Source organism: Microbacterium sp. NPDC091676, from assembly GCF_044756645.1.
Taxonomy (GTDB): domain Bacteria; phylum Actinomycetota; class Actinomycetes; order Actinomycetales; family Microbacteriaceae; genus Microbacterium; species Microbacterium paraoxydans_D.
The window spans coordinates 676,557-702,692 of the sequence record NZ_JBIVTI010000001.1 but is presented as its reverse complement, the minus strand read 5'-3'; the positions used below and the strand labels follow the sequence as shown (position 1 = coordinate 702,692).

At 70.9% G+C, this 26,136-nt stretch carries 26 protein-coding genes and 1 tRNA gene; 16 read left to right on the top strand and 11 right to left on the bottom strand.

From position 1 onward, the window contains the following. Positions 1-37 precede the first annotated feature (37 nt). Positions 38-2,521: an aminopeptidase N gene (gene pepN, locus ACIQID_RS03610; RefSeq protein WP_400282061.1), complete on the top strand. Its 2,484-nt coding sequence runs from the start codon at positions 38-40 to the stop codon at positions 2,519-2,521. Here the strand turns inward: pepN and ACIQID_RS03605 are convergent. Beyond that, positions 2,518-3,048 carry a GNAT family N-acetyltransferase gene (locus tag ACIQID_RS03605; protein ID WP_400282058.1) on the bottom strand — a complete coding sequence of 177 codons (531 nt, stop codon included), beginning with the start codon at positions 3,046-3,048 and terminating at the stop codon, positions 2,518-2,520. The two genes, pepN and ACIQID_RS03605, sit on opposite strands and share 4 nt — an antisense overlap. Then, the gene (locus tag ACIQID_RS03600; RefSeq protein WP_331202764.1) at positions 3,045-3,683 is read right to left on the bottom strand and encodes an MBL fold metallo-hydrolase; all 639 of its coding nucleotides are present in this window, start codon (positions 3,681-3,683) and stop codon (positions 3,045-3,047) included. Before ACIQID_RS03600 ends, ACIQID_RS03605 begins: the two co-directional genes overlap by 4 nt. 151 nt (positions 3,684-3,834) lie before the next feature. Between ACIQID_RS03600 and ACIQID_RS03595 the strand changes: the two genes are divergently transcribed. Then, positions 3,835-3,907: transfer RNA gene (locus ACIQID_RS03595), tRNA-Glu, on the top strand. Positions 3,908-3,968: 61 nt separating this feature from the next. Here ACIQID_RS03595 and ACIQID_RS03590 read toward each other — a convergent pair. From ACIQID_RS03590 to ACIQID_RS03575, 4 genes are all read right to left on the bottom strand, one after another. Further along, complete coding sequence (locus ACIQID_RS03590; RefSeq protein WP_400282055.1) at positions 3,969-5,210, bottom strand: MFS transporter; 1,242 nt, start codon at positions 5,208-5,210, stop codon at positions 3,969-3,971. Beyond that, positions 5,210-5,758 (bottom strand): helix-turn-helix domain-containing protein, encoded by a 549-nt coding sequence (locus tag ACIQID_RS03585; RefSeq protein WP_400282052.1) that lies wholly within the window; start codon positions 5,756-5,758, stop codon positions 5,210-5,212. Before ACIQID_RS03585 ends, ACIQID_RS03590 begins: the two co-directional genes overlap by 1 nt. Before the next feature lie 64 nt (positions 5,759-5,822). Then, a complete protein-coding gene (locus ACIQID_RS03580; RefSeq protein WP_400282049.1) occupies positions 5,823-6,911 on the bottom strand; it encodes a DUF4349 domain-containing protein in 1,089 nt (362 codons plus the stop codon). Then, positions 6,908-7,465 (bottom strand): RNA polymerase sigma factor, encoded by a 558-nt coding sequence (locus ACIQID_RS03575; RefSeq protein ID WP_400282046.1) that lies wholly within the window; start codon positions 7,463-7,465, stop codon positions 6,908-6,910. Before ACIQID_RS03575 ends, ACIQID_RS03580 begins: the two co-directional genes overlap by 4 nt. A 267-nt stretch (positions 7,466-7,732) precedes the next feature. Between ACIQID_RS03575 and ACIQID_RS03570 the strand changes: the two genes are divergently transcribed. Beyond that, entirely contained in the window at positions 7,733-8,740 is a 1,008-nt protein-coding gene (locus ACIQID_RS03570; protein ID WP_400282043.1) for a TerC/Alx family metal homeostasis membrane protein, read from the top strand. Positions 8,741-8,756: 16 nt separating this feature from the next. On the opposite strand, the gene ACIQID_RS03565 is transcribed toward ACIQID_RS03570, so the two are convergent. Continuing rightward, a complete protein-coding gene (locus ACIQID_RS03565; protein WP_400282040.1) occupies positions 8,757-10,070 on the bottom strand; it encodes an LLM class flavin-dependent oxidoreductase in 1,314 nt (437 codons plus the stop codon). Continuing rightward, complete coding sequence (locus ACIQID_RS03560) at positions 10,067-11,362, bottom strand: O-acetylhomoserine aminocarboxypropyltransferase/cysteine synthase family protein (RefSeq protein ID WP_400282037.1); 1,296 nt, start codon at positions 11,360-11,362, stop codon at positions 10,067-10,069. The genes ACIQID_RS03565 and ACIQID_RS03560 overlap by 4 nt, the downstream gene beginning before the upstream one ends. A 187-nt stretch (positions 11,363-11,549) precedes the next feature. Between ACIQID_RS03560 and leuC the strand changes: the two genes are divergently transcribed. The 6 genes from leuC (at position 11,550) to ACIQID_RS03530 (ending at position 17,910) form a co-directional block, all read left to right on the top strand. Further along, a complete protein-coding gene (gene leuC / locus ACIQID_RS03555) occupies positions 11,550-12,986 on the top strand; it encodes a 3-isopropylmalate dehydratase large subunit (protein ID WP_400282034.1) in 1,437 nt (478 codons plus the stop codon). A 2-nt stretch (positions 12,987-12,988) separates the two neighbouring features. Then, positions 12,989-13,609, top strand: a complete 621-nt coding sequence (gene leuD / locus ACIQID_RS03550; RefSeq protein WP_312672703.1) for a 3-isopropylmalate dehydratase small subunit — start codon at positions 12,989-12,991, stop codon at positions 13,607-13,609. 61 nt (positions 13,610-13,670) lie between these two features. Beyond that, positions 13,671-15,038 carry a UDP-N-acetylglucosamine 1-carboxyvinyltransferase gene (gene murA, locus ACIQID_RS03545; protein ID WP_400282030.1) on the top strand — a complete coding sequence of 456 codons (1,368 nt, stop codon included), beginning with the start codon at positions 13,671-13,673 and terminating at the stop codon, positions 15,036-15,038. Between the two features lie 5 nt (positions 15,039-15,043). Further along, positions 15,044-15,799, top strand: coding sequence for a lysophospholipid acyltransferase family protein (locus tag ACIQID_RS03540; RefSeq protein WP_312672700.1), 756 nt, complete (start codon positions 15,044-15,046; stop codon positions 15,797-15,799). Continuing rightward, positions 15,789-16,928, top strand: a complete 1,140-nt coding sequence (locus ACIQID_RS03535) for an NAD(P)H-dependent glycerol-3-phosphate dehydrogenase (RefSeq protein ID WP_136052179.1) — start codon at positions 15,789-15,791, stop codon at positions 16,926-16,928. The genes ACIQID_RS03540 and ACIQID_RS03535 overlap by 11 nt, the downstream gene beginning before the upstream one ends. Next, on the top strand, positions 16,828-17,910 hold the full coding sequence (locus ACIQID_RS03530; RefSeq protein WP_312672697.1) for a D-alanine--D-alanine ligase family protein: 1,083 nt from the start codon (positions 16,828-16,830) through the stop codon (positions 17,908-17,910). Before ACIQID_RS03535 ends, ACIQID_RS03530 begins: the two co-directional genes overlap by 101 nt. 22 nt (positions 17,911-17,932) lie before the next feature. On the opposite strand, the gene ACIQID_RS03525 is transcribed toward ACIQID_RS03530, so the two are convergent. Further along, complete coding sequence (locus ACIQID_RS03525; protein WP_312672696.1) at positions 17,933-18,415, bottom strand: DUF3515 domain-containing protein; 483 nt, start codon at positions 18,413-18,415, stop codon at positions 17,933-17,935. A gap of 23 nt (positions 18,416-18,438) precedes the next feature. On the opposite strand from ACIQID_RS03525, the gene thiL reads away from it, so the two are divergent. Beyond that, positions 18,439-19,434, top strand: coding sequence for a thiamine-phosphate kinase (gene thiL, locus ACIQID_RS03520; RefSeq protein ID WP_400282024.1), 996 nt, complete (start codon positions 18,439-18,441; stop codon positions 19,432-19,434). On the opposite strand, the gene rsmD is transcribed toward thiL, so the two are convergent. Further along, positions 19,404-20,018 carry a 16S rRNA (guanine(966)-N(2))-methyltransferase RsmD gene (gene rsmD, locus ACIQID_RS03515; RefSeq protein WP_400282021.1) on the bottom strand — a complete coding sequence of 205 codons (615 nt, stop codon included), beginning with the start codon at positions 20,016-20,018 and terminating at the stop codon, positions 19,404-19,406. The genes thiL and rsmD overlap by 31 nt on opposite strands. A 60-nt stretch (positions 20,019-20,078) precedes the next feature. Here rsmD and ACIQID_RS03510 point away from each other — a divergent pair, with 60 nt between their 5' ends. From ACIQID_RS03510 to mutM, 6 genes are all read left to right on the top strand, one after another. Next, positions 20,079-22,253: an ATP-dependent DNA helicase RecG gene (locus tag ACIQID_RS03510; RefSeq protein ID WP_331202777.1), complete on the top strand. Its 2,175-nt coding sequence runs from the start codon at positions 20,079-20,081 to the stop codon at positions 22,251-22,253. Positions 22,254-22,284: 31 nt separating this feature from the next. Then, complete coding sequence (gene coaD, locus ACIQID_RS03505) at positions 22,285-22,782, top strand: pantetheine-phosphate adenylyltransferase (RefSeq protein WP_400282017.1); 498 nt, start codon at positions 22,285-22,287, stop codon at positions 22,780-22,782. Positions 22,783-22,918: 136 nt separating this feature from the next. Then, positions 22,919-23,413, top strand: coding sequence for a DUF177 domain-containing protein (locus tag ACIQID_RS03500; protein ID WP_025103319.1), 495 nt, complete (start codon positions 22,919-22,921; stop codon positions 23,411-23,413). Between the two features lie 2 nt (positions 23,414-23,415). After that, on the top strand, positions 23,416-23,625 hold the full coding sequence (rpmF, locus tag ACIQID_RS03495) for a 50S ribosomal protein L32 (protein ID WP_013586329.1): 210 nt from the start codon (positions 23,416-23,418) through the stop codon (positions 23,623-23,625). A gap of 10 nt (positions 23,626-23,635) precedes the next feature. Next, positions 23,636-24,328, top strand: coding sequence for a ribonuclease III (rnc, locus tag ACIQID_RS03490; RefSeq protein WP_136052173.1), 693 nt, complete (start codon positions 23,636-23,638; stop codon positions 24,326-24,328). Continuing rightward, entirely contained in the window at positions 24,321-25,184 is an 864-nt protein-coding gene (gene mutM / locus ACIQID_RS03485) for a bifunctional DNA-formamidopyrimidine glycosylase/DNA-(apurinic or apyrimidinic site) lyase (RefSeq protein ID WP_312672690.1), read from the top strand. The genes rnc and mutM overlap by 8 nt, the downstream gene beginning before the upstream one ends. Before the next feature lie 4 nt (positions 25,185-25,188). On the opposite strand, the gene ACIQID_RS03480 is transcribed toward mutM, so the two are convergent. Further along, positions 25,189-26,082 (bottom strand): helix-turn-helix domain-containing protein, encoded by an 894-nt coding sequence (locus ACIQID_RS03480; protein ID WP_400282008.1) that lies wholly within the window; start codon positions 26,080-26,082, stop codon positions 25,189-25,191. Positions 26,083-26,136: the final 54 nt, after the last annotated feature.

The following is a 26,136-nucleotide window of genomic DNA, read 5'->3' as shown; positions in this document are numbered from 1 at the left end:
TCCCCGGTCGTCGCCGGGAAGATGCCAGGATGGGGGGATGCACACCGCGAACCTGACCCGTGAGGAGACCGCGGCGCGATCCGCTGCGATCACCCTGCACCGCATCCGCGTCGAGCTGGACCTGACCGGAGCCCCGGAGCGGGCGCGCACGGGCTTCCCCACCACGACCGTCCTGGAGTTGGATGCGACCGTCCAGAGCACGTGGCTGGACTTCATCGGCGAGGAGGTCCGGCGCGTCGAGGTGAACGGGCAGGAGCGGGACGTCGTCTACGACGGGGCGCGCCTCACGATCGACGGCCTCGCGGCCTCCAATGTCGTCCTGGTCGAGGCGGTCGGTGCCTACAGCCGGTCGGGGGAGGGCCTGCACCGGTTCCACGACCCGGCAGACGACCGCACCTACCTGTACACCCAGTACGAGCCCGCGGACTCCCGTCGGGTGATGGCCTGCTTCGAGCAGCCCGACATGAAGGCGGAGTACACCTTCGTCGTCGACGCACCGTCCGGGTGGGAGGTGCTCTCGAACCAGTCGCCGGCACACGTGGACCTCGGCGTCGGCGTGCAGCGGGTGCAGTTCGCCCCCACGCTGCCGATCTCCAGCTACATCACGGCCGTCGCGGCCGGCCCGTACGCCCGTGTCGACGGGGAGTGGACCAGAGACGAGCAGCGGGTGGCCCTCGGCGTGCTCGTCCGCCGTTCGCTCGTCGAGCACCTCGAGGCCGACGAGATCCTCGAGGTCACCCGGCAGGGGCTCGACTTCTTCACCGACGCCTTCGCCTATCCCTACCCGTGGGGCAAGTACGACCAGATCTTCGTCCCCGAGTACAACCTCGGCGCGATGGAGAACCCCGGTCTGGTCACCTTCACGGAGGGCTATCTCTCACGCGGTGCCGCCACCGAGGCGCAGCGGGCGAGCCGGGCCAACACGATCCTCCACGAGATGGCGCACATGTGGTTCGGCGACCTCGTCACGATGACGTGGTGGGACGACCTCTGGCTCAAGGAGTCCTTCGCCGACTACATGGGATCGCACGCCTCGGCGGTGGCCACCCGGTTCCACGACGCCTGGGTGACGTTCGCCATGCGGCGCAAGGCCTGGGCCTATCAGCAGGACCAGCTGCCGACGACGCACCCCATCGTCGCCGACATCCCCGACCTCGAAGCCGCGAAGCTGAACTTCGACGGCATCACCTACGCCAAGGGTGCCTCGGTGCTGAAGCAGCTCGTCGCCTTCGTGGGCGACGAGGCGTTCTTCGAGGGCGCCCGGCGGTACTTCGCAGCCAACGCGTTCGGCAACACCACCCTCGACGACTTCCTCGTCGAGCTCAGCGCGGTGTCCGGCCGGGACATGACCGACTGGGCTGCCGCCTGGCTGCAGACCACGGGCGTCTCGACGATCTGGACGGAGGGCGACGCCGACGGAGGACACCACCTCGTGCAGGACGATGTGCGTCCGCACCGCCTGCGGGTCGGCCTGTACGACCGGGTCGACGGGCGGATCGTGCGGCGGGAGCAGCGGGAGCTGGACCTGATCGGGGAGCGCGTCGGGATCGAGCTCCCGGAGGCCGATCTCGTGCTGCTCAACGACGACGACCTCACTTATGCGAAGGCGCGCCTCGACGAGCGGTCCCTCCGTACCGTCGAGGAGTCGCTGTCCGACATCGAGGATCCGCTCGCCCGTGCGCTGGTGTGGTCGTCGCTGTGGAATGCGACCCGTGACGGTGAGCTCGAGGCGGCCCGCTTCGTCGCCATCGTGCGTGCGCACGCCCCGCGGGAGTCCAACGGCGGCCTGCTGGCCGCGGCGCTCCTCGACGCCGCTTTCGCGCTGCGGCACTTCGTCCCCGACGACCGACGCGCCGCGGAGCAGCGCGCCTGGACGGAAGGCACCTGGTCGGCTCTGCAGGAGGCGGAGGCCGGCAGCGATGCCCAGCTCTCCTGGGCGCGCGCACTGGCGGCTGCCTCGGCGTACGACGACGTCCACCACGCTGAGATCCGCAGCCTGCTCGACGGCGACGTGCCGGAAGGTCTCGTCGTCGATCCCGACCTCCGGTGGCAGCTCCTCACGGCCCTCGTCACGACGGGTCATGCCGACCTCGCGGACATCGCGGCCGAGGAGCAGCGGGACGACACCGGCGACGGGCGCACCGCGGCGCGCCGCGCCCGCGCCTCCGTTCCTGACGCGGCGGTGCGTGCCGCCGCCTGGACGGCCGCGTGGGACGACCGGTCGCTGACCAACGACCACCTCGATGCCGAGATCGGCGGGTTCCGCGCCGGCGGCCGCCGCGACCACATCGAGGCGTACGACGAGGAGTACTTCGACCGGATCGGGACCGCGTGGACGGACCGGAGCATCGAGATCGCTCGTCGACTGGTGATCGGGCTGTTCCCCGCCCGGTCGTCGCTGGACCTCGTCGATGCCTGGCTCTCGGCCAGCCCCGAGGCCCCGGCGGCGCTACGGCGACTCCTCGTCGAGCAGCGCGACCACCTCGCCCGCGACCTGCGGGTGCGCGGCGCTCAGGGCTAGGTCGCGGCCTCCACGGTCATCCCCATCACCGTCCGCACGATCCACGGATGGGCATGGTCATCGGCGATGTGGGTCATCCCGAGCTTCTCCGCCACGCCTCGTGACGCCTGGTTCTCGGGGTGGATGATGGCGGTGAGGAGTGTCGGTGCGAAGGTCTGCGCGACGAGGTCGACGCAGGCGCGCGCGGCCTCGGTCGCATAGCCGCGTCGCTGGCGGTCGGTGCGGACGTGATAGCCGACCTCGAGCACGGGGGAGTCGTTCACCGACTGCCAGGTGAGACCGCAGTCGCCGAGGAACTCCCCGTCGTGCGTCTCGATGATCCAGAGACCGTGGCCGTCCTCGCGGTAGCGCTGCTGCATGCGCGCGATCCACGCGGCGGCTTCCGTTCGCGACTTCGGCGCCGGGTAGTAGGCCATGACCTCCGGATCCCCGAGGAGCGCCGCCATCTGGTCGAGGTCGTCGGCGGTCATCTCCCGGAAGGCGAGCCGCGGCGTCGGGGAGGGCAGGAGGCGTCGCGGTGCGGTCACAGATCCACGGCGTCGCCGGGCTCGAGCACGAGGAACTCGCCGCCGCCCTGCTCGGTCGCCCACTGCAGCCGCTGGCGGTGCATGTTCTTGCCGATCACGGACAGGGTCATGTCGTGCGTGCCGAACGCCCGGCGGGGCTTCACGGCGAGGACGTAGTCGATGGCCTCCCCGATCTTGAGCCACGGGGCTCCGAGCGGCGCGGCGAGGGTGCCGACCTCGACGCCCTCGGGCACCGCATAGGAGTCGCCCGGGTAGTAGAACGTGTCGTTGACGAGCACGCCCACGTTGTCGATCGTCGGGATCGACGAGTGGATCACCGCGTGCGTACCGCCGAAGAAGCGCAGGGTGAAGGCGCCGACCTCCACGGTGTCGCCGGGGGACACGATGGTGACCTCATAGCCCTCTGCCGCCTTCGCCACGCCCTCCGGCCCGAAGATCGGGGTCCCGGGGGCCGCGCGGAGGATCCGGTCGAGGTGCTCCGGCGTCCAGTGGTCGGGGTGCTCGTGCGTGAGCACGATGGCGACCAGTCCGCTGAGGTCGTGCAGCGGGGCGGTGAAGGATCCCGGATCGATCAGGAGGGTGTCGTCGTTCTGGTCCAGGCGAAGGGTGGCATGTTCGAACTTGGTGACGCGCATGAGACGAGTCAACTCCTTCCCGGGGTCTGCGGCAAACGGGAACTGGCGCGCCACGCCCGGGATCTCGGGTGGGGTGGCCTCGATTTGGCGCAGTGAGAATCGCCGTGGCATACTTGAACGGTTGTCGCGGAACGGAAAAGTTCCGCAAGACGGCCCCATCGTATAGCGGCCTAGTACGCCGCCCTCTCACGGCGGTAACGCGGGTTCGAATCCCGCTGGGGTCACACAACACGACGAAAGCCCTCCGGTTATCCGGGGGGCTTTCGCCGTTCCCGAGCGTGCGCGTCAGTCGTCCGCGCGCAGCGACAGGGTCCGGAACGCGCGAGCGCGGAGCGGCACGAGCATGAGCGCCATCATCGCGCCACCGGCCACGACGAACGGCACCCAGACGGCGGTGACGGTCGCGAGCGCGCCGAAGCCCGCCATCGCGAGCGGCATCAGGCAGTCGTCGCCGAGCCGGGTGAGGGAGCCCATCCGACCGAGGAAGGCGGTGTCCACCGTCGCGGCGAAGGTCGCGCTCAGCAGCACGGAGGCGTAGCCCGCAGTGGCGCCGACGACGGTGGCGGCGACGGCCACCGTCCAAGCGGGGCCGAACCCGAGCGCGACGATGCCCGCTCCCTGGACGAGGAGCGCGCCGAACCCGCTCCGCGCCTCGTGGCGCGGCCGCCATCTCGCGACCGTCGCAGCCCCCACGGCGGCGCCGAGACCGAGGAGTCCCTCGAAGAGGCCGACCGCGGGAGCTCCCCATCCTTCGGCGTGCGCCCGCAGAGCCAGGCCGATGCCGACCGCCGGGCCGACCGCGAGGTTGAGGCCGGAGAGAGCGATGACCAGCGTTCGCGTCGTGGGGTCCGCTCCGAGATGGGCGAACGCCGCGCCGATCGCGCGCAGGGACGACGTGCGCGGGGCCCGGGCGAGCCGGAACCGCGGGCGGAGGGTGATCGCCAGGAACCCGACGACCAGGGCGAAGGTCACCGCGTTCGCCGATGCGCTCCCCGCGAGACCGGCCTGGGCGACGAGCAGGCCGCCCAGTGCGGCGCCACCCATCGTGCCGAGGCGCGACGCCGTCTGGATGACGGCCGCGTAGGAGGGGAGATCGTCGGTGCGTACCAGCTGCCGCCCGATGGTGCCGGCGGAGGGTTCGTAGAACGCGTCGCACACCCCGAACGCCACGGCGGCGGCGAGCAGGACGGGCACGGTGGGCGCATGCGAGACCGTCCACACGGCGGCGGCGACGAGCACCCCCACACGCACCGCATTGCAGACGATCATCACCCGGCGGGCGTCGGCGCGATCCGCGATGACTCCGCCGAAGAGCAAGACCAGGGCGCGCGGAATCGTGCCGGCGGCGACGATGAGTCCGGCGACGGCGGGGGAGGCGATCTGCACGGCCGTCCACGCCAACGCGATCGTCCACACGGCGTCGCCGGCGTCGGACAGAGCCTTCACGCCGATCCACGCGTGCACCATCCGGTCACGCCGGAACGGAGGAGGACTGGAGAGCTCGACGGGCGGGGTGAGCGCGGTCATCACGGTTCCGTGGGGAAGGCGTGGGCGGAGAAGAACACCGGCGTGCGCGCCTGGCCGTCGTCTTCGTCGATCGAGGCCTGCCAGTCCCGCACCACGCCCAGCACGCGCGCGGAGAGGTCGCGCAGCTCCTCCGGGGTCGCCCACGCGGTGGTCTCCGTGTTGGAGGCGTCGTAGTCCGCGACGGCGGGATCCCCTCGTCGGCGGTGCCAGCGCTGCAGACGGTCGATCTGCATGCGGATGCCCTGCCGCTGTGCCTCCCTGGCGAGGAGCGCATCGCCGGGGGAATCGGCGAAGTCCTCCACCGACCAGGTCAGGCCCCGCCGTGCGACCGTCCACCAGCTCGTGCGCCGGTCGCCGGTCGGGTCGGCGGCGCGTTCGACGATGCCGGCACGCTCGAGCATCCGGAGGTGATGGCTGATGCTGCCGACCTGACTCCCGAGCGCGCGGGCGATCGCCGTCACCTGCGAGGTGCCGTACAGCAGGAGGTAGTCGTAGATGCGGCGTCGCAGCGGATGGTGCACGGCGGTGATCACGGAGATGTCTTCCACGCCCCGAAGGCTATGCAGCGGTGCGGAGACGCACAAGACTTCTTGTATACCGCGGAACGGCGGGCTACTCCTCCGTGCGGAGGGAAGCGTCCGCCGCCGCCCGGCGCCGTCGGCCGCGGCGGATGAGCCACACGACCAGGACGACGACAGCGGCCACCGCGAGCCAGGGGAGGAGGAAGCCGAACGCGATCACCAGGGCGTTGAGCGAGACCACCAGACCGTTCCATCCGGCCCGCAGCCCGTCTCCGAAGCCCGCGGGGTCCGCCGCGGCCGGTGCGTCCGCCCGCGACAGCTCCACAGTGAGGGACGACAGGGCGACCTGATCATCGAGCGCTGCGAGCTGCTGTTCGTACGACTCCAGCTGCGCCTGGCGATCGGTGAGCGCGACCTCGGCCTCGATGAGGTCGGCGACCGTGCCCGACTGGCTCATGAGCTCGGTCAGCCGCTGCACCGAGGCGCGGGTCGACTCCACGCGGGCACGGAGATCGATCGCGGTGGCGGTGACGTCCTGCTTCGTGACGGAGGACGACAGCACCTCGCCGGTGTCGCCGAGGGCGGCGATCACCGTGGTCAGGTCGTCGGCGGGGACGCGGACCGTGATCCAGCCGTACCCGGATTCCGCCGGGATCCGCTCGGCGGGGGCATCCGTCGCGACCGCCTTGCCGACCTCCGTGCTCTCGACGTAGCCGCCGTGCTCGACGGCGAGGTCGCCGATGGCGGCGGCGGCATCGGCGATGTCCTCCACCTGCACCGAGGCCTGGGCCGAGGCGACGATCTCCCTGGCGTCCTCGGCGGATGCCGCCGCGTCCGATCCGACGGCACCGGGCAGGGTCGCCCCTTCGACAGCGCGGTCCGCCACGGCCGACCCCGCCTCGTCGGTCGACCAGCCCACGACGCCGTCCGCTGTGGACACGGACGATCCGCCCCCTCCCACGGCACCGAGGATCGGCGGCGTCACCAGGACCCCGACGACGAAGGCCGCCGCGATCCCGCTGGCCGTGAGCCACCGGCGTCGACGTCTCCTGGCGCGCTCTGCGCGCGGCGAAACCGGCGACCGCTCGTCCTTGATCTCGGTGAAGACGGCCTCCTCGATCCGCGCGACGGTCGCGTCGGACACGGGCGGGAGGCTCTGCTGCGGGGTCTGGTCGTTCATGCGTCCCTCACTTCCTTGACGGCGCCGCGCAGCTGGGTGCGCACGCGCGAGAGACGGTTCCGGACGACGGCGTGCGTCACGCCGAGCTCGTCGGCGGCGGCCTGGTAGGCGTAGCCCTCGGACGCGCAGAGCCGGAAGATCTCCCGGTCGAGCGCGCTCAGCGTGCCCACCTCCGCGGCGATCCGGGCGGCGAGCGCTGCCGTGATCACCTGGTCCTCGACGCTGACGACGTCGGGGAGCTGGTCGTCGGCCGCGTCCGTCGTGTGCGCCTGGTCGCGACGCCGCTGGCGCAGCCGGTTCGCCGCCTGGAAGCGGCAGATCGTCGCGAGCCAGGGGAGGATCGACTCTCCCTGCAGCTCCAGGCCCGGAAGCTTGCGCCAGGCGACCACGAAGGTCTCCTGCGTCACGTCCTCCGCGTCGGCGGCGGCGCCCAGGATGCCGTGGGCGATCCAGTACACGGGGCGCACGTGGGCACGGTACAGCGCGCGGAACGCGCTCTGATCGCCGGCCGCCGCTTGGGCGGCCCAGCGCTGGTCACTCGTCTGTGCGGGCATCCTGGTTCCGTTCGGTGTCTCTCCCTCGAGAGTGTCGGCGGATGTCCCATCGTCTCAGCACGGATCCGGATCCGCAGTCGTGTGTCGACTTCCTCGTCCCGACGACCCCCACCTCCGGTAGCATGGCCCGGGCGAGAGGGAGTATCCCGAATCCGCGCGTAACGTCATCACGAGCACCGACATCGCTGCTCCGGGCGCGCGCCGCACATCTGCGGGGGAGAGACTTTCGACTCATTCCCGACCCCTCGCGAAAGGTGCACAGCGCCCGTGGACATCCCCGTCTGGTTCGAGATCACGTCGATGGTCGTCCTCACGATCATCCTGATCGGCGACCTGCTCCTCATCCGGCTGCGCCCGCACATCCCCTCCACCAAGGAGTCGACCCTGTGGGTCGTGTTCTACGTGGGCCTCGCGCTGCTCTTCGCGGTGCTGCTGGGGAACGTGGGCGGATGGCAGAACGCCGGGGACTTCATCACCGGGTGGGCGCTGGAGTACAGCCTCTCCGTCGACAACCTGTTCGTCTTCGTGCTGATCATGGCGCAGTTCGCGGTGCCGCGACGTCTGCAGCAGCAGGTGCTGATGGTCGGGATCATCATCGCGCTGATCCTGCGCGGACTGTTCATCCTCGTCGGCGTGACGATCATCGAGAACTTCTCGCCGATCTTCTACCTGTTCGGCGCCTTCCTCGTCTACACCGCCATCCGTCAGGCGATGCCGGAAGGCGAGCACGAGGACGACGTCAAGCGCGAGAACTTCATCGTCCGGCTGCTCCGCCGTCGGATCGACATCAGCGAGACCTACGACGGCTCGAAGATCCGCACGACCGTCGACGGGAAGCGGATGTGGACGCCGATGATCATCGTGTTCATCACGATCGGGGTCACCGACCTCATCTTCGCGATCGACTCGATCCCGGCGATCTTCGAGATCACGACCAACGGCTTCCTCGTCTTCGCCGCCAACATCTTCGCGCTCATGGGGCTGCGCCAGCTCTACTTCCTCCTCGGCGACCTCCTGGACCGCCTCCGCTACCTGCACTACGGCATCGCCGTGATCCTCGGGTTCATCGGCATCAAGCTGATCCTGCATGCGCTGCACGTCAACGAGCTCCCGTTCATCAACGGCGGCGAGCACGTGGAGTGGGTGCCGGACATCGACAACATGGTGTCGCTCGCCGTGATCCTCGTCTCGATGACGGTGGCGACGGTCGCGAGCCTGATCGCCTCGTCCCGCGAGAAGCGCACCGAGAGGCGCACGGCTGCGATCCGGGACTGATCCGACGGGGCGCGGTTCAGAACGCCTGCAGGTTGGCCTGCAGGCCGCCGTCCGCGTACTCGCGGCGGAGGAGCCCGCGGCGGCGGAGAATCGGCACGAGCTCGTCGAGGGTCCGGTGCAGCGTCACCGGATGGAAGTCGCCCCAGAGGAGCACGCCGTCGTTGCCCCACTCGCCGAGCTCCTCGACGAGATCGGCGAACTCCTCCGCGGTGCCCACGAAGCCGCTGCGATCACGCAGACGCCCGGTCCTGGCCAGTGCGGTCAGGTGCGCGCGGAGCGGGGCCTCCTCCCCACGATCCCCGATCAGCCGCTGGATGCTCCCGCGGGAGACGTGAGCTCCGAAGATCGAGGGGTCGAGCGGGCGGTCCAGATCGAGGGCCGTGAGGTCGGTCTCCAGGTCGCTCGACTGCTTCCGGGCGATCTGGGCGAGCGCGGCGTCGTCCGGGTGTGCGGAGGCGGCCACGATCCGGTCGGCCTCCTCGGCGGACGCCGTGATCACGGGCTGGATGGCGAAGAGGACCTTGACGTCCTCGGCCCGGCGTCCGCGGGCGAGAGCCGCGTCGTGCACCCGCTGGCGATACTCCCGCACCGCCTTCTCGTGCAACGGGGCGAGCGCGAGCTGGACGTCCGAGTTCGCCCCCGCGAACGCCAGGCCGCGTCCGGAGCCGCCGGGGGAGACGATGGCCGGCTCGCCGTCCGTGAAGGGCAGGGCGTTCAGAGGGCCGTCGAAGTCGTAGTGGGTCCCGCGGTGCTGCACCGGACGCATGCGCGTCCCGTCCGCGTAGACCCCCGATTCGGGATCGGCGACCAGCGCGCCGTCGTCCCAGCTCCGCCAGAGCGCGCGGATGCCGGCGAGCCATTCCTCGGCACGGTCGTAGGCCTCGTCGTGGCCGAGCTGCGGGGCGGCAGAGAAGTGCCGGGCGCTGCCGGTGTCGGTCACCACGTTGATGCCGAGCCGGTGCCCGCTCAGGTGCTGCAGGGTCGCGAACTGACGGGCCGACGTGTAGGGCAGCGAGGCCGCCGGGTTCACGGTGGGCACCACCCCGAGGTGACGGGTCGCCTGGAAGAGGTACGGTGCGAGCAGCAGGGGGTCGTGCTTCGGGCCGCCGAACGCATGACGCACGCGCAGGTCGATCGTGTCCGCCGATCCGAGCGAGGGGCTGTCCTCGATGATCACGAGGTCGAAACCGGCCTGCTCCAGGGTGCGGGCGGCCTCCTGGTAGATCTCCGGGCGTGTCCAGTCGTAGTCCCAGTCCAGGGACGGGTACCCCCACCCCTGCGGACCGAAGCCCCGGGCGAGGAACCACCCGAAGTGCTGGAGGCGGCTCATGCCACCGTCTCCCGGACGCCCTCGAGCACCTGCGCGAGGTCGCCGATCAGATCGTCGACGTCCTCGATGCCGATCGACAGCCGCAGGGTGCCGGGGCCGACACCGAGGATCCGGCGTTCCTCGTCCGTGCGCTGCGCGTGGCTGGTCGTCCCGGGGTGCAGCACGAGCGACCGCACGTCGCCGATGTGTGTCATGTGGGTGAAGACGGACACCTCCTCCACGAAGCGACGCGCCGCGCGAAGACCGCCGCGCAGCGTGAAGGTGAAGATGGAGCCGAATCCGCCCTCGAGGTAGCGCAGCGCGGTCTCGTGGTGAGGATGCGAGGGGAGGCCGACGTAGTCCACGCTCTCCACGGCGTCGTGCGCGGCGAGCCAGCGTGCCACCGCGAGAGCGTTCTGGGACTGCCGCTCCACGCGGAGACCGAGCGTCTCGGTGCCTTGGCCGATGAGGAAGGCGTTGAGAGGCGAGGGCGATGCGCCGAACCGCGGCGCCACCGCCTCCCTGGCGTACCCGATGCGCGCGCGACCGCCGTGCCGGGCGTAGACGCTCGGCGTGCCACCGCGTCCCGGCAGCACGAGGTGCGGGGCGTTGTGCCCGGCGCGCTCCGCATCGAACCGGCCGTCGTCGATCACCACGCCGCCGAGCACCGCGCCCTGGCCCGCGAGGAACTTCGACGCGGAGTGCACCACGATGGCCGCGCCGTGCTCCAGCGGTCGGAGGAGGGCGGGCGTGGCCAGGGTGTTGTCGACGATCAGGGGGACGGCGATCTCGTCGGCCACGGCGCTGACCGCCGCCACGTCGAGCACGTCGTTGCGGGCGTTGGCGAGCGACTCCGCGAACAGCGCCCTCGTCGTCGGGCGTACAGCCTCACGCCAGGCATCCGGGTCCGCGATGTCGTCCACGAACGTCGTCTCGATGCCGAGTCGGGCGAGGTTGTCCAGGAACAGCCCGCGCGTGCCCTCGTAGATGTGGGTCGAGGAGACGATGTGGTCGCCCGCCCCCACGACCGAGAGCAGAGCGGTGGTCACCGCGGCCTGACCGCTGGCCACCAGCACGGCGTCGGCACCGGACTCCAGGTTCGCGAGCTGCCGCTCCACCGCGTGCACCGTGGGGTTGCCGATGCGTGTGTAGCCGAATCCGGTGCCGGTGCCGAAGTGGTCGGCGGCGTGATCGAAGTCGTCGAACTCGAAGCCCGCCGTCAGGTAGATCGGGGTCACGCGGGAGGCGGCAGCGGCCCGGCCTCTCGCGGCGTGCACGGCGCGGGTGGCGAAACGGGCGGTGTCGGCGGTCATGCGGGGCCTCTCGGTCGGTCGGGTGAGCAACAGAGTGTCACGGCGTGTCTCGGCGTGTCCCAGCGGTGGTAACCTGACGTCATGCGGACCGTGCTCCTTCTTAGCGGCCGCGGCGAGACCTCGATCTGAGCCCCTCCTCGTCGCGGAGTCCATCGTGGGCCGAACCGCCATCCACAGGAGACACGTCATGACCACCACCGCCGGTGCGGATTCCGCACGCCCCAGGACCCTCGCCGAGAAGGTCTGGGACGACCACCTCGTCGTCAAGGGCGAGGACGGCCAGCCCGACCTCATCTACATCGACCTGCACCTCGTGCACGAGGTCACCAGCCCGCAGGCCTTCGACGGCCTCCGCAGCGAGGGGCGCCCGCTCCGCCGGCTCGACCTGACGATCGCCACGGAAGACCACAACACGCCCACGTGGGAGATCGACAAGCCCATCGCCGACCTGACCAGCCGCACGCAGATCGAGACGCTGCGCCGCAACGCCGCCGAGTTCGGTGTGCGCCTGCACTCGCTGGGGGATGCGGAGCAGGGGATCGTGCACGTCGTCGGTCCGCAGCTCGGCCTGACGATGCCCGGGATCACCGTGGTCTGCGGCGACTCGCACACCTCGACGCACGGCGCGTTCGGCGCCATGGCGTTCGGCATCGGCACCAGCGAGGTCGAGCACGTCATGGCGACCCAGACCCTGCCGCTGAAGCCGTTCAAGACGATGGCGATCACCGTCGAGGGCACGCTGCGTCCCGGCGTCACCGCGAAGGACATCATCCTCGCCGTGATCGCCAAGATCGGCACCGGCGGCGGACAGGGCTACGTGCTCGAGTACCGCGGCAGCGCGATCCGCGCGCTCTCCATGGAGGGCCGCATGACGATCTGCAACATGTCGATCGAGGCGGGTGCGCGCGCCGGCATGGTGGCTCCGGACGAGACGACGTTCGCCTACCTCGAGGGGCGTCCGCACGCGCCGAAGGGGCAGGACTGGGACGACGCGGTCGCCTACTGGCGCACGCTGCCGACCGACGAGGGCGCCACGTTCGACGCCGAGGTCTTCATCGACGCCGACGAGCTGGAGCCGTTCGTGACGTGGGGGACGAACCCCGGCCAGGGCAGCTCGCTCTCCGCCGCGGTGCCGAACCCCGCGGAGATCGTCGACCCGAACGAGCGGGCCGCCGCCGAGCGGGCGCTGGAGTACATGGACCTGACGCCGGGCACGCCCCTCAAGGAGGTACCGGTCGACGCGGTGTTCATGGGCTCGTGCACGAACAGCCGCATCGAGGACCTCCGGGCCTTCGCCTCCATCATCCAGGGCAAGAAGAAAGCCGACGGCGTCCGGGTGATGGTCGTCCCCGGCTCCGCCCGCGTGCGACTGGAGGCCGAGGCCGAGGGCCTGGATCAGGTCATCAAGGACTTCGGGGCGGAGTGGCGCTTCGCCGGGTGCTCGATGTGCCTGGGCATGAACCCCGACCAGCTCGCCCCGGGGGAGCGCTGCGCCTCCACCTCGAACCGCAACTTCGAAGGGCGCCAGGGCAAGGGGGGCCGCACGCACCTCGTGTCGCCGCTCGTCGCGGCGGCGACCGCCATCCGCGGCACCCTGTCCAGCCCGAGCGATCTGGAGGCCTGACCATGGAGAAGTTCACCACCCACACGGGCATCGCCGCGCCGCTGAAGCGGTCGAACGTCGACACCGACCAGATCATCCCTGCGGTGTTCCTCAAGCGCGTCACGAAGACGGGCTTCGAGGACGCGCTGTTCCACGGCTGGCGGCAGGACCCCGAGTTCGTGCTCAACCAGGCGCCGTATCAGGGGGCCTCCGTCCTCGTCGCCGGGCCCGATTTCGGAACCGGTTCCAGCCGTGAGCACGCCGTCTGGGCGCTTCGCGACTTCGGCTTCAAGGTCGTGCTGAGCCCGCGCTTCGCCGACATCTTCCGCGGCAACGCGGGCAAGCAGGGGCTCCTCGCGGCGACCATCTCCGAGGCGGATCTGGAGCGGTTCTGGGCGATCATGGACGCCGATCCCGGCGCGCGCATGACGGTCGACCTGGAGGCGCGCACCGCCGCCATCGGCGACCCCACCGGAGGCGCGGAGGCCGGCTTCCAGGCCGACATCGGGATCGACGATTACACTAGATGGCGGCTCCTCGAAGGGCTCGATGACATCGGGCTCACGCTGCGCAACGAAGACAAGATCGCGCAGTTCGAGGCCCGTCGCGAGTCGTGGCGGCCGCGGACCCTCCCCGTCCAGTGAGACGGAGGGGGCGGGGGAGCCAGGGGTAACCCCGCCCCCGATGAATGAAGTGAGGCCCCGAATGACGACACCCGTGCGCGATGCTCTCTCCGACGACGTCCCCGCGCTGACCGGAGACGTCCTCGCCATCCGCGGAGGTCGTCCGCTGCGCGGACGCGTCGACGTCAAGGGCGCGAAGAACCTCGCCACCAAGGCGATGGTCGCCTCCCTTCTCGGGGAGACCACGAGCGTCCTGCGCGACGTGCCGGCCATCAGCGACGTCGCCGTGGTGCGCTCGCTGCTCGAGGTGCACGGCGTGCGCGTGTCCGAGGGCGATGAGCCCGGCTCGCTGGTGTTCGACCCCAGCGACGTCGAGTCGGCCCACTTCGAGGAGATCGACGCCCACGCGGGTGCCTCCCGGATCCCGATCCTGTTCTGCGGTCCGCTCCTGCACCGCCTCGGTCAGGCGTTCATCCCCGACCTCGGCGGCTGCCGCATCGGCGACCGTCCGATCGACTTCCACCTGGACGCTCTCCGCAAGTTCGGTGCGATCGTCGAGAAGCTGCCCAGCGGCATCCGCCTCTCGACGGGAGGAACCCGCCTGCACGGCGCGAACATCCACCTCCCGTACCCGAGCGTCGGCGCGACCGAGCAGGTGCTGCTGACCGCGGTCCGCGCCGAAGGCGTCACCGAGCTGCGCAACGCGGCGATCGAGCCCGAGATCATGGACCTGATCGCCGTCCTGCAGAAGATGGGCGCGATCATCTCCTACGAGCCGAACCGCGTCATCCTCATCGAGGGCGTCGAGAAGCTCCGTGGTTACGACCACCGGTCGATCTTCGACCGCAACGAGGCGGCCTCGTGGGCTTCCGCCGCTCTGGCCACGGACGGCGAGATCTTCGTCGGCGGTGCGAAGCAGCAGGAGATGCTCACCTTCCTCAACGTCTTCCGGAAGGCCGGCGGCTGGTTCGACATCCAGGAGGACGGCATCCTCTTCCGTCGCGACGGCGATATCAAGCCCGTCGTGATCGAGACCGACGTGCACCCCGGTTTCATGACCGACTGGCAGCAGCCGCTCGTGGTCGCGCTCACCCAGGCGCACGGCCGCTCCGTCGTGCACGAGACCGTGTACGAGAACCGGATGGGCTTCACCGAGGCGCTGGTCAAGATGGGCGCCGACATCGTCGTCCACCCGCGCGGTCTGCAGGACGGACCCCGGCGCGTGCCGCGTCGTGACCTGGAGCAGGCCGCCGTCATCACCGGCCCGACACCGCTCCACGGTGCCGAGATCGTCGTCCCCGACCTGCGCGGCGGCTACAGCCACGTGATCGCGGCGCTGACGGCCACCGGCGAGTCGACGGTCTCCGGGGTCGACATCCTGAGCCGCGGATACGAGAAGTTCCTCGCCAAGCTCGACGCGCTCGGCGCCGACTTCGACGTCATCCGGTGAGCCCCATGGCTTCCCGGTCTCCGGAGAAGACGCGGCCGAGCGTGTTCTGGCCGCTCGCGGCGATCGTCGTCCCGCTGGTGTCGCTGATCGCGAAGGTCCGCATCATCGGTGCGGACAAGCTCCCGCGGGAGGGCGCGTTCGTCCTCGCGCCGAACCACTACTCGGAGTTCGATCCGCTGATCGTCGCCTTGGCGGTCTGGCGGATCGGCCGCGCTCCGCGGTTCATGGCCAAGGAGAGCCTCTTCCGCGTGCCCGTGCTCGGGTGGTTCCTGCGCAAGACGGGGATGATCCCGGTCGCACGCACCTCGTCGGCGTCGTCCGCGAAGCAGACGATGGCCCAGTCGGCAGCCCTCGTGGAGCACGGCCGCGGTGTCATCGTGTACCCGGAGGGCACGCTCACCCGAGACCCCGACATGTGGCCGATGCGCGGCAAGTCGGGCGCGGTGCGGCTCGCCCTCGCCGACGGCATCCCGCTCATCCCCATGGCGCAGTGGGGCACCCAGGCGATCATGGGCCGCTACCAGAAGGGGCTGAGCCTCTGGCCGCTCCGCAAGCCCGTCACCGTGATCGTCGGCGACCCCGTCGACGTCTCCGACCTCCGCGGTCGCGCCGGCGAGCCGGCGGCTCTCACGGAGGCCACCAACCGACTCATGAACGCGATCACCGCGCTGCTGGAGCAGGTGCGCGGCGAGAAGGCCCCCGCGGAGCGCTGGAACCCGGCGAGCCACGGCCAGAAGGAGACCGGACGCCTTGACCCCTAAGAGAACCGCGCCGGCCGGACCCCGCGTCGCCGTGATCGGCGCCGGCAGCTGGGGAACGACGTTCGGCAAGATCCTCGCCGACGGCGGCGCCCAGGTCACGATGTGGGCGCGCCGTGCGGAGCTGGCGCACGAGATCGACGAGGCGAAGCGCAACTCGCGCTACCTGCCGGGCATCAACCTGCCCCGGACGATGGCGGCCACGCACGAGCTGGCGACGGCGCTCGACGGCGTCGACCAGGTGTATCTGTCCGTGCCGAGCCAGTCGCTGCGGGAGAACCTCAAGGCGCTGCGGCCGCTGATCGCTTCGGGCGACGCGAAGATCGTCAGCCTCATGAAGGGCGTCGAGCGGGGCACCGGCCTGCGCATGAGCCAGGTCATCCAGCAGGAGCTCCAGTGCGATCCGGACCGGATCGCCGTGGCCTCCGGCCCGAACCTCGCGCTGGAGATCGCGCGGGAGCAGCCGACCGCGGCCGTGATCTCTTCGCGCAGCCAGGAGACGGCCGACGTCGTGGCCCGGGCCGCGCGCAACTCCTATTTCCGGACCTTCGTGAACACGGACGTCATCGGCACGGAGTTCGGCGGGGTGCTCAAGAACCTCATCGCCGTCGCCATCGGGATCGTCGACGGCGTCGGCTACGGCGAGAACACGAAGGCGTCGATCATCACCCGCGGCCTCGTCGAGATGACCGACTTCGCGGTCGCGAACGGTGCCCAGCCGGAGACCCTGCAGGGGCTGGCGGGCCTCGGCGACCTCATCGCGACGTGTCAGTCGCCGCTGAGCCGCAACAACACCGCCGGGCGGCTGCTCGGGCAGGGCTACAGCTTCCAGGACGTCGTGAAGCAGATGCAGCAGACGGCCGAGGGGCTCGCCTCGGTCGCGCCGGTGCTGCAGCTCGCTCGCGAGGCCGATGTGCACATGCCGATCGTGGAGCAGGTGAAGATGGTGCTCGACGGCAAGATGGATCCCCGGGACATCGCCCCGCATCTCACGACGGACGACGACACCCCGCAGGGGGAGAGGACCAACCATGGACAAGCAGACGGTGGTGGTGCTCTTCGGAGGGCGCTCCAGCGAGCATTCGATCAGTTCCGCAACGGCGGGGGGAGTGCTGGGCGCGATCGATCGTGACCGGTATGCCGTGATCCCGGTAGGGATCACCCGCGAGGGCGCCTTCGTCCTCGAGGACGACGATCCGGCGAAGTTCCCGCTGGACGCCGCGCACCTGCCCGAGGTGGTCGACAACGGCACCCGGGTGCTCTGGCCGGAGCCGGGCGGAGACCGCACTCTGCGGGTCGTGCACCCGGGCGGCGAGACCGAGGGGCTGGGCGAGATCGACGTGGTCCTGCCGATCCTGCACGGACCGCACGGCGAGGACGGCACGATCCAGGGCTACTTCGACACGCTCGAGGTGCCGTACGCCGGGGGAGGCGTGCTCGACTCGGCGCTGTGCATGGACAAGCACTTCATGAAGATCGCCCTGCGAGCCGCCGGGATCTCGGTGGCACCGGGCGTGACCGTGCGCCGCCGCGACTGGGACACCGATCCCGCGGCCGTCCGCCGTGACGCTGCTGGCCTCGGCCTGCCGGTCTTCGTCAAGCCGGCGCGCGCCGGATCGAGCGTCGGCGTCTCGAAGGTGACGGTGCCGGAGGAGCTCGACGCCGCCCTCGCCATCGCGTTCGCCGAGGACGACAAGGTGCTCATCGAGGCCGGCGTCACCGGTCGGGAGATCGAGGTCGCCGTCCTGGAGACGGCCGAGGGCGTCCGCGCCTCCCTCCCCGGTGAGATCGTGCTGACCGAGCGGGGCTTCTACGACTTCGAGGGCAAGTACCTCGGCGGCGACGGCGTCGACGTGGTGTGCCCCGCGGAGCTGACCGACGCGGAGGTGGCCGCCATCCAGGACGCCGGTCTCCGGGCCTTCGACGCGGTGGACGGCCGCGGCCTCGCCCGGGTCGACATGTTCCTCACCCCGGACGGCGAGCTGATCGTCAACGAGCTCAACACCATGCCCGGGTTCACGCCCATCTCGATGTTCCCGAAGTGCTGGGTCGCCTCCGGACTGAGCTACGGCGAACTCATCACCGAGCTCGTCGAGGCGGGTCTGCGCCGCTGACGCCGTGGTTCCCCGCGGGCCTTCAGCTCGCGGGGAACTCCACCCGGTCCGTGCACTGCGCGGTGGCCGGGGCGAGCCCGGACTGGATGTTCGACGAGAGGCTGTCCACGATGGTCTGGAAGTCGACCTGCTCTCCTCGTCGGATGATGACCTCGATGGCTGGCTCCCGACCGTAGGTCACGAGGCGCTGGCGCTCCTCCTCCTGCTCCAGGACCAGCCAGTCGACGCCGCCGAGGGTGGTGCAGACGAGGTCGGACGGGGCGGGCGGCTCCACACCGCAGCGCAGGACGACCGTGGGGTCTCCCCAGGCGCCCGTCGCCTGCGCGTCGGTCCACACGCGCTCGTAGCCGCCGACGGTGTCCGGCAGGAGCACGGAGACGTTCGCGCAGGCCGGATCGTTCGCATCGGCCGCCGGCTCGAGGTGCACGGTCGTGGAGCATCCGGCGAGTGCGGCGGCGAGGGCGATCGCCCCCGCGACGGCAGCGAGGCGGCGGGAACGAAGCATGCATCCAGGCTACCTTTGACGACATGCCCTCCCGACCCGACTCCGACGATCCGCGCCTGGGAGACCTCTCGGAGGGCCGCATCCTCCGCGCCATCCTCCAGCGCACCGCGCCCGGCGCACACACGCTTCTCGGTCCCGGCGACGATGCCGCCGTGGTCGCCGCACCCTCGGCATCGGTCGTCGCGACGACGGACACGCTGGTGCACGGACCGGACTTCCGGCTCGCCTGGACGAGCGGCTACGACCTCGGCTGGAAGGCGGCGGCGGTCAATCTCGCCGACATCGCCGCGATGGGCGCACGCCCGACCGCGCTGCTCGTGGCTCTGGCCGTCCCGCGCGACCTCCGGCTGTCCTTCGTGGAGCGCCTGGCCGACGGCTTCCGCGAGGCCTGCGCGGCGCTGGCCCCCGGGTGCGCGGTGGTCGGGGGTGACCTCACGGTGTCCGAGGTGCTCACGGTGGCCGTGACGGCGCTCGGCGACCTCGCAGGGCGCCCGCCGGTGACCAGGGCGGGGGCGCGGCCGGGCGACGTCGTCGCCGTCGCCGGAGAGCTGGGTCACGCCGCGCACGGACTGGCGGTGCTCTTCGGGCGCTTCCGGGACGGCGAGACGCCGGTGCCGGTCGATCCCGCGGCTCTCGCACCCGGAGAGAGTGCCGCGGTCGCCGCGCAGCTGCGGCCCTCGCCGCCCATCGGCCTCGGCGTGGTCGCGGCGGCGGCCGGGGCGACCGCGATGATGGACGTCTCGGACGGGCTCGCCCTCGACGCGCGTCGCCTCGCCGAGGCCTCCGGCGTCACCCTCGCGCTCGGCGGCGCCGCGCTCGGCGCGAACCCGCAGCGCGCACTCGCAGGCGGAGAGGACCACGCCCTGCTCGCCACGTTCCCGGACGGCGTGCTGCCCCCCGGCTTCCGCGTGATCGGTGTCGTGCGCTCGCGCGGAGAGGACGATCTGCTCTGCGACGAGCTTCCCGTGGACGTCAGCGGCTGGGATCCCTACCGGGACTGGGACTCCGTCGCCGGCTGAGCGGTCGCGGAGGCGGTGTCCTCGCGGTCGGGCTCCGCCCACCAGAGAGTGGTGTCGCCGTAGGTCTTCTCCCGGAACACGCGGAGCCCGGCCGCGGCGAAGGCGGGTGTGGACGAACGCCGGGCGCGCTCGACGACCACGACGGCGTCGTCGCTGAGCAGCGGGGCGAGCGCGGCGAGGTCGCCGTCCATCGCCTCATCATCGATGTCGTACGGCGGATCGGTGAACACGAGGTCGTACGGGCCGGTCGTCCGCCCGAGGAACGCCCGCACGGTCGCCTCCTGCACCCGTGCGGTCGCGGTGCCGGAGGCCTTCGCGACGGCCGCGACGTTGCGCCGCACGACGGCGGCGGCCTGCCGCCCGCGCTCGACGAGGTCGGCGCTCCGGGCCCCGCGGCTCAGGGCTTCGAGCCCGAGTGCCCCCGAGCCCGCGTAGAGGTCGAGCACCCGGGCGTCCGCGATCGCGTCGAGCGACTCCAGAGCGCCGAACAGCGACTCGCGCACGCGGTCGCTCGTGGGCCTGGTCCCGGCGCCGGGGACGTCGAGCCGGGTGCCGCGTGCCGTTCCGGCGATGATCCTCGTCACCCGTTCACGATACGACAGGCCGCGGACGGCCGTGTCCGTGCGGTTCCCTAGACTCGGAGCATGTCGCTCACGCTCGAATCCTCGCTGGAGGAGGCCCTCGGCGCGGCGTCGGCCAAGACGCTCGACCGGGCCTTCGGCATGAAGACCGTCGGCGACCTGCTCGCGCACTATCCGCGCCGGTACGCCGACCCGGGGGAGCTCACCCCCATCCGCGACCTCCCGATCGGGGAGACCGTCACGATCGTCGCCGAGGTCCTCTCCTCGAGCTTCCGCCGGATGCGCAACCGTCCGGGGGCCATGGTCGACGTCGTCATCGGCGACGGCGTCGGTCGCATGTCGCTGACCTTCTTCGCGAAGAACGTCGGCGCGGCGGAGTGGCGCTCCAAGGATCTGGCCGTCGGGCGCCGAGGGGTGTTCTCCGGCAAGGTCGGCGAGTTCAACGGGATGACGCAGTTCGCGCACCCGGAATACGAGCTGTTCGACGACGAGGACGCGGCACGCCGGCGTGCCGACGCCAGGGCGGCGGTGCCGATCCCGATCTACCCGGCCACCTCCGCGATCCAGACGTGGCAGATCGCCCGGCTCGTCGGGCGCGTCCTCGACGACCTCTCATCGGTCCCCGACCCGCTGACATCGGAGATCCGCACCCGCGAGGAGCTGCTGACGGCGCGGGAGGCGCTGGAGGCGATCCACCGCCCGCGCTCCCGCAACGACATCGACCCCGCCGTCCGCACATTGCGCATGCACGAGGCGCTGACGCTGCAGACGGCCCTGCTCCAGCAGCGCGACGCCGTGCGTGCCCTGGCCGCCACCTCGCGGCCGGCCGCACCCGGCGGGCTCCTGGAGCGCTTCGACGCTGCTCTGCCCTACACGCTCACGCCGGACCAGGAGACGGTCGGCGCCCAGATCGCAGACGACCTCGTCGGCTCCTGGCCGATGAACCGGCTCGTGCAGGGCGAGGTCGGTTCGGGCAAGACCCTGGTCGCGCTGCGGGCGATGCTGCAGGTCGCCGAGAGCGGCGGACAGGCGGCCCTGATCGCCCCGACGGAGGTCCTCGCGGGGCAGCATCTGCGTTCGATCACGAAGATGCTCGGCCCGCAGCTCGCCCCGCTGCTGATGCCGACGCTGCTCACCGGGCAGATGCCGGCGGCGGATCGCCGCAAGGCGGCGCTGCGCGTCGCCTCCGGTCAGGCGCTGATCGTGGTTGGCACCCACGCGCTCCTCGGGGAGAAGACCACGTTCGCCGATCTCGGTCTGGTCGTGGTCGACGAGCAGCACCGCTTCGGGGTCGAGCAGCGGGAGGCGCTGCGGGCGAAGGGATCCAGCCCGCACGCGCTCGTCCTCACCGCGACGCCGATCCCGCGGACGGTCGCGATGACGGTCTTCGGCGACCTCGACACCTCGGTCATCCGCACGATGCCCGCCGGTCGTGCCGGCATCGAGTCGTACGTCGCGCCGTTGGCCGAGCACCCGGGCTGGTTCAACCGGGTGTGGGAGCGGGCGGCGGAGGAGATCGCGCAGGGCCGGCAGGTGTTCGCCGTCTGCGCGGCCATCGACACCGCGGCGAAGACGGCCGAGGCGGGGGAGCAGGCGCTGCTCGCCCCGGAGGGCGGCAAGGGCCCCCGCTGGGGCGTCGTCCAGCTCGACGAGGCCCTGGCCACCCATCCCGTCCTCGGCGGACTCCGGCGGGCGGTCCTCCACGGGAAGATGCCCTCCGAGGAGAAGGACGCCGTCATGCAGGCCTTCGCCCGCGGGGAGATCGACCTCCTCCTCGCGACGACCGTGATCGAGGTGGGCGTGGACGTCCCCAACGCCTCGACGATGATCGTGCTGGACGCCGACCGCTTCGGCGTCTCCCAGCTGCACCAGCTCCGCGGTCGGGTGGGGCGAGGCGGCGTCCCGGGACTCTGCCTGCTCGTGACCGAGGCCGAGGCCGGATCGGTGGCCCGCGAACGCGTCGATGCGGTCGCCGCCACCCTCGACGGCTTCGCGCTGGCCGAGGTCGACCTCGAACTGCGCGGCGAGGGCGACGTGCTCGGCGCGGCACAGGCCGGTGTGCGGTCGTCCCTCAAGCTGCTGCGCGTCGTCAAGGATGCCGCTCTCATCACCCGGGCCCGTGAGCTCGCGGAGGACATCCTCGCCGCCGACCCCGAGCTGACGGCGCACCCCGGGCTCCGGGAGGCCATCGGACGGCGCGTCACCGACGAGGATCGCGCGGCGCTGGCGAAGAACTGATCGCCGTTCCGGGTGCCCTAGGCTGGATTCCATGAGCAGCCGGATCGCCGTCGTCCCGGGTTCCTTCGATCCGCCGACCCTGGGTCACCTCGACGTGATCCGGCGCGCGGCCGCCCTCTACGACGAGCTGCACGTGCTCGTCGTGCACAACCCGGGCAAAGAGGCGATGCTGCCGATCGCGCAGCGGCTCGCCCTCCTGGAGCGTTCGATCGTCGAGGACGGCATGTCCGGCAACATCGTCATCGGCTCCTGGAGCATGGGACTGCTCGTCGACTATGCGAGGGATGTGAACGCCGGCGTGCTCGTGAAGGGCATCCGCTCGCAGGTCGACGTGGCCTACGAATCGCCGATGGCGATCGTCAACCGTCACCTGGCCGACATCGAGACCGTCTTCCTGCTGCCCGACCCCGCGCACGCGATGGTCTCCAGCTCGCTGGTGCGCCAGGTCGCCGGTCTCGGAGGCGATGTCTCGCCGTTCGTCCCGCCGGCCGTGGCCTCGTTCCTCGACACCGGCGCGCGCGGGATCTGATCGGCGATCGCTGTCCCGTTCCCGGCGGTCTCCCGGCCCTCCTCTCCGGTGACCCGGGTAGCATGGCGGGGTGCGTTCCCGACTCAACAGCCCTTTCGTCCTCCCCGTCCGTGACATCGTCCGGCGCCCGGGGGAGATGCGCGAGCACTCCTTCTCGGTGCCCCTGACGGAGCAGTGGGGGGAGGGCATCGTCTCCTTCGAGGCGGGGTCGGAACTCGATCTCGACGTGCGGCTGGAGTCCGTCCACGAAGGCATCCTCGTCACCGGAGAGGCGGAGGGCGAGTACGTCGGCGTGTGCGGTCGATGCCTCACCGACATCGCTCGGCCCGTCGAAGTCGAGTTCCAGGAGCTTTTCGCGTATCCTGGTGAGGAAGAAACTGACTTCGAGGTTCAAGACGACCACGTGGATCTTGAAACTCTCGTCAGGGATGCGGCCGTACTGGCCCTTCCTTTTCAGCCGGTGTGTCAGCCGGATTGCCTCGGGCTCGACCCGGTCACAGGCGAGAGGCTGACCGAGAGCACCGGAACGGAGCAGGCCGCTCCCATCGATCCTCGGTGGAGCGCGCTCCAGCAGATCACAGACCAGGACGGCACGGCAGAACGCGGTGCCGCCGAGAAAGAAGAGAGCTAGTCATGGCTGGTAACCCCCCGAAGCGCAAGGTCTCCCGTTCGAACACCCGCTCGCGCCGCGCGCAGTGGAAGGCGGAGGCCCCCGCGCTCGTCAAGACCATCGAGAACGGCAAGGTCGTCTACAGCCGTCCGCACCAGGCGAAGGTCGTCACCGACTCGCAGGGCACCGAGCTCTTCCTCGAGTACAAGGGCCGCAAGGTCGCCGACGTCTGAGTCGCGAACCGTGACGGAGGTCCCCGGGGGGACGAGGCCTCTCCCAGACAAGCTCCGCGTCGATATCGACGCGGAGCTTCTGGAGTTGGCCCTCACCCACCGCTCCTACGCGTACGAGCACGGCGGCATCCCGCACAACGAGCGTCTCGAGTTCCTCGGCGACTCGGTGCTGGGTCAGGCCGTGACCGTCATGCTGTTCACGCGGCACCCCGAGCTCGACGAGGGGGAGCTGGCGAAGCGTCGTGCGAGCGTCGTGTCGACGGTCGCGCTGGCGGAGGTCGCCCGGGGCATCGACCTCGGCAGTCATCTGCTGCTCGGACGCGGTGAGGAGCAGACCGGTGGTCGGGACAAGGACTCGATCCTCGCGGACACCATGGAGGCCGTCATCGGCGCCACCTATCTGTCCGCGGGACCCGACGCCGCCACGGCGCTCGTCCTGCGTCTGACCGAGCCGCTGCTGGCCGACCCCGAGCGGTACGGCGCGGCGATGGACCCGAAGACGAGCCTGCAGGAGCTTGCGGCACGCCTCGGGGCCACGCCGCCGCAGTACGCGGTCGAGGCCAGCGGTCCCGACCACGACCGGCGCTTCACGGCGACCGTGGCGGTCGGCGATGTCCGGATGACGGGCACCGGCAGCAGCAAGAAGACCGCGGAGATGGCGGCCGCGCTCAGCGCCTGGCGCACGCTCAGCGAGCGTGCCTGAGCTTCCCGAGGTCGAGGTCGTCCGCTCTGGCCTCGCCCCTGCCGCGATCGACGCGGTCATCACGGGCGTCAGCGTCTTCGACGAACGCGCCCTCACCCGGCACACCGCCGGAGCCGCGGACTTCGTGCAGCGCTTGGAGGGTCGCCGTTTCACGGCGGCGGCACGGCGCGGCAAGTTCCTCTGGCTGCCTCTCGATTCCGATGACTCCGCGCTGATCGCGCATCTGGGAATGAGCGGTCAGATGCTGCTCCGCGCACCGGACGCGCCGTCCGAGCGCCACGAGCGCATCCGTCTGGGCATCGAGCACCCGCGACACGGGGAGCTCGCGATCGTGTTCGCGGATCAGCGCACGTTCGGATCGCTCGCCGTCGATGCTCTCGTCGCCGATGGGCCCTCGCAGGTCCCGACGCAGGTGGCGCACATCGCGCGCGACCCGCTCGACCCCTTCTTCGACGACGCGCTCTTCCGGATCGCGCTCGCCCGGCGGCACAGCGCGATCAAGCGGGTGCTGCTAGACCAGGGTGTCGTGAGCGGCATCGGCAACATCTACGCCGACGAGTCGCTGTGGGCGGCCCGCATCCATCCGGAGACGCCGGCCGACGCCCTGCCGACCCGAGCGGTGAATCGCCTGCTCGCCGAAGTGCGATCGGTGCTGCAGAAGGCTCTCGCCGAGGGCGGCACGAGCTTCGACGCCCAGTACGTCAACGTCAACGGGCAGGCCGGGTACTTCGCGCACTCGCTGAACGCCTACGGTCGCGGGGGGAAGCCCTGCCCGCGCTGCGGCACGCCGATCACCCGTGCCGCATTCATGAACCGCTCCTCGCACTTCTGCCCGCGCTGCCAGCGGAGGCGCTGACCCGTCAGGAACGGTCGGAGTGCTCCTGCGGCGTGCCCTCGCGCGCGGACGCCGCCCAGCTGCTGAGCAGCCGCATCCTCTCCTCATCGGCGCTGCCCGGTTCGGCCGTGTAGAAGGAGAGGTCGTTGCGCGTCCGCGTGCCGGCCGGGAGGAAGACGGACTGATAGGTCAGTTCGACCAGACCCACCTGCGGGTGCTGCAGCCGCTTCGTGCCCTCATGGCGGATGCGGATGTCGTGAGCGGCCCAGAAGCCGCTGAACTCGGGACTGGCTGTGGACAGCTCGCCGATGAGCTCCCGGAGAGCCTTGTCCTGCGGGTCTCGTCCGGCCTCCGCGCGCAGCAGGGCGACGGTCGCGGCGGCCCCGGATTCCCAGTCCACGTAGAAGTCCCTCGAGGCCTCGTCGAGGAAGTGGAAACGGGCGAAGTTCGGCACTCCGTCCGTGGACGTCGCGCTCTCGAACATCGGCGCATGCAACGCGCGCCCCAACGTGTTCGAGCCGATCACGTCCAGGCGGCCGTTGCGTACGAACGCCGCGGACAGGGTGATGGAGTCCAGCATCCACAGGACGTGCGGGGGAAGAGGGGCCTCCCGACGGCGGGCGGGCCGCCGGTGCGCCGGCTTGGCGGCCTGAGCGAGGTCGAGGAGGTAGGTGCGCTCGTCGTCGTCCAGGCGGAGGGCCTCGGCGACCGCGTCGAGCACATCGGAGGAGACGCCGGCGATGTGCCCCTTCTCCAGACGGGTGTACCACTCCGTGCTCACTCCGGCGAGCACGGCGACCTCTTCCCGACGGAGACCCGGGACACGGCGTCGGGCGCTGGTCGGCAGGCCCACCTGCGCCGGCGTCAGCTTCGCCCGCCGGGTGGCGAGGAAATCCCGGATGTCGGCGCGGTTGTCCATGGCTCCACCCTACGAGCGGTGCGGCACCGGAAGGGGGTGGAGTTTGTACCCGGA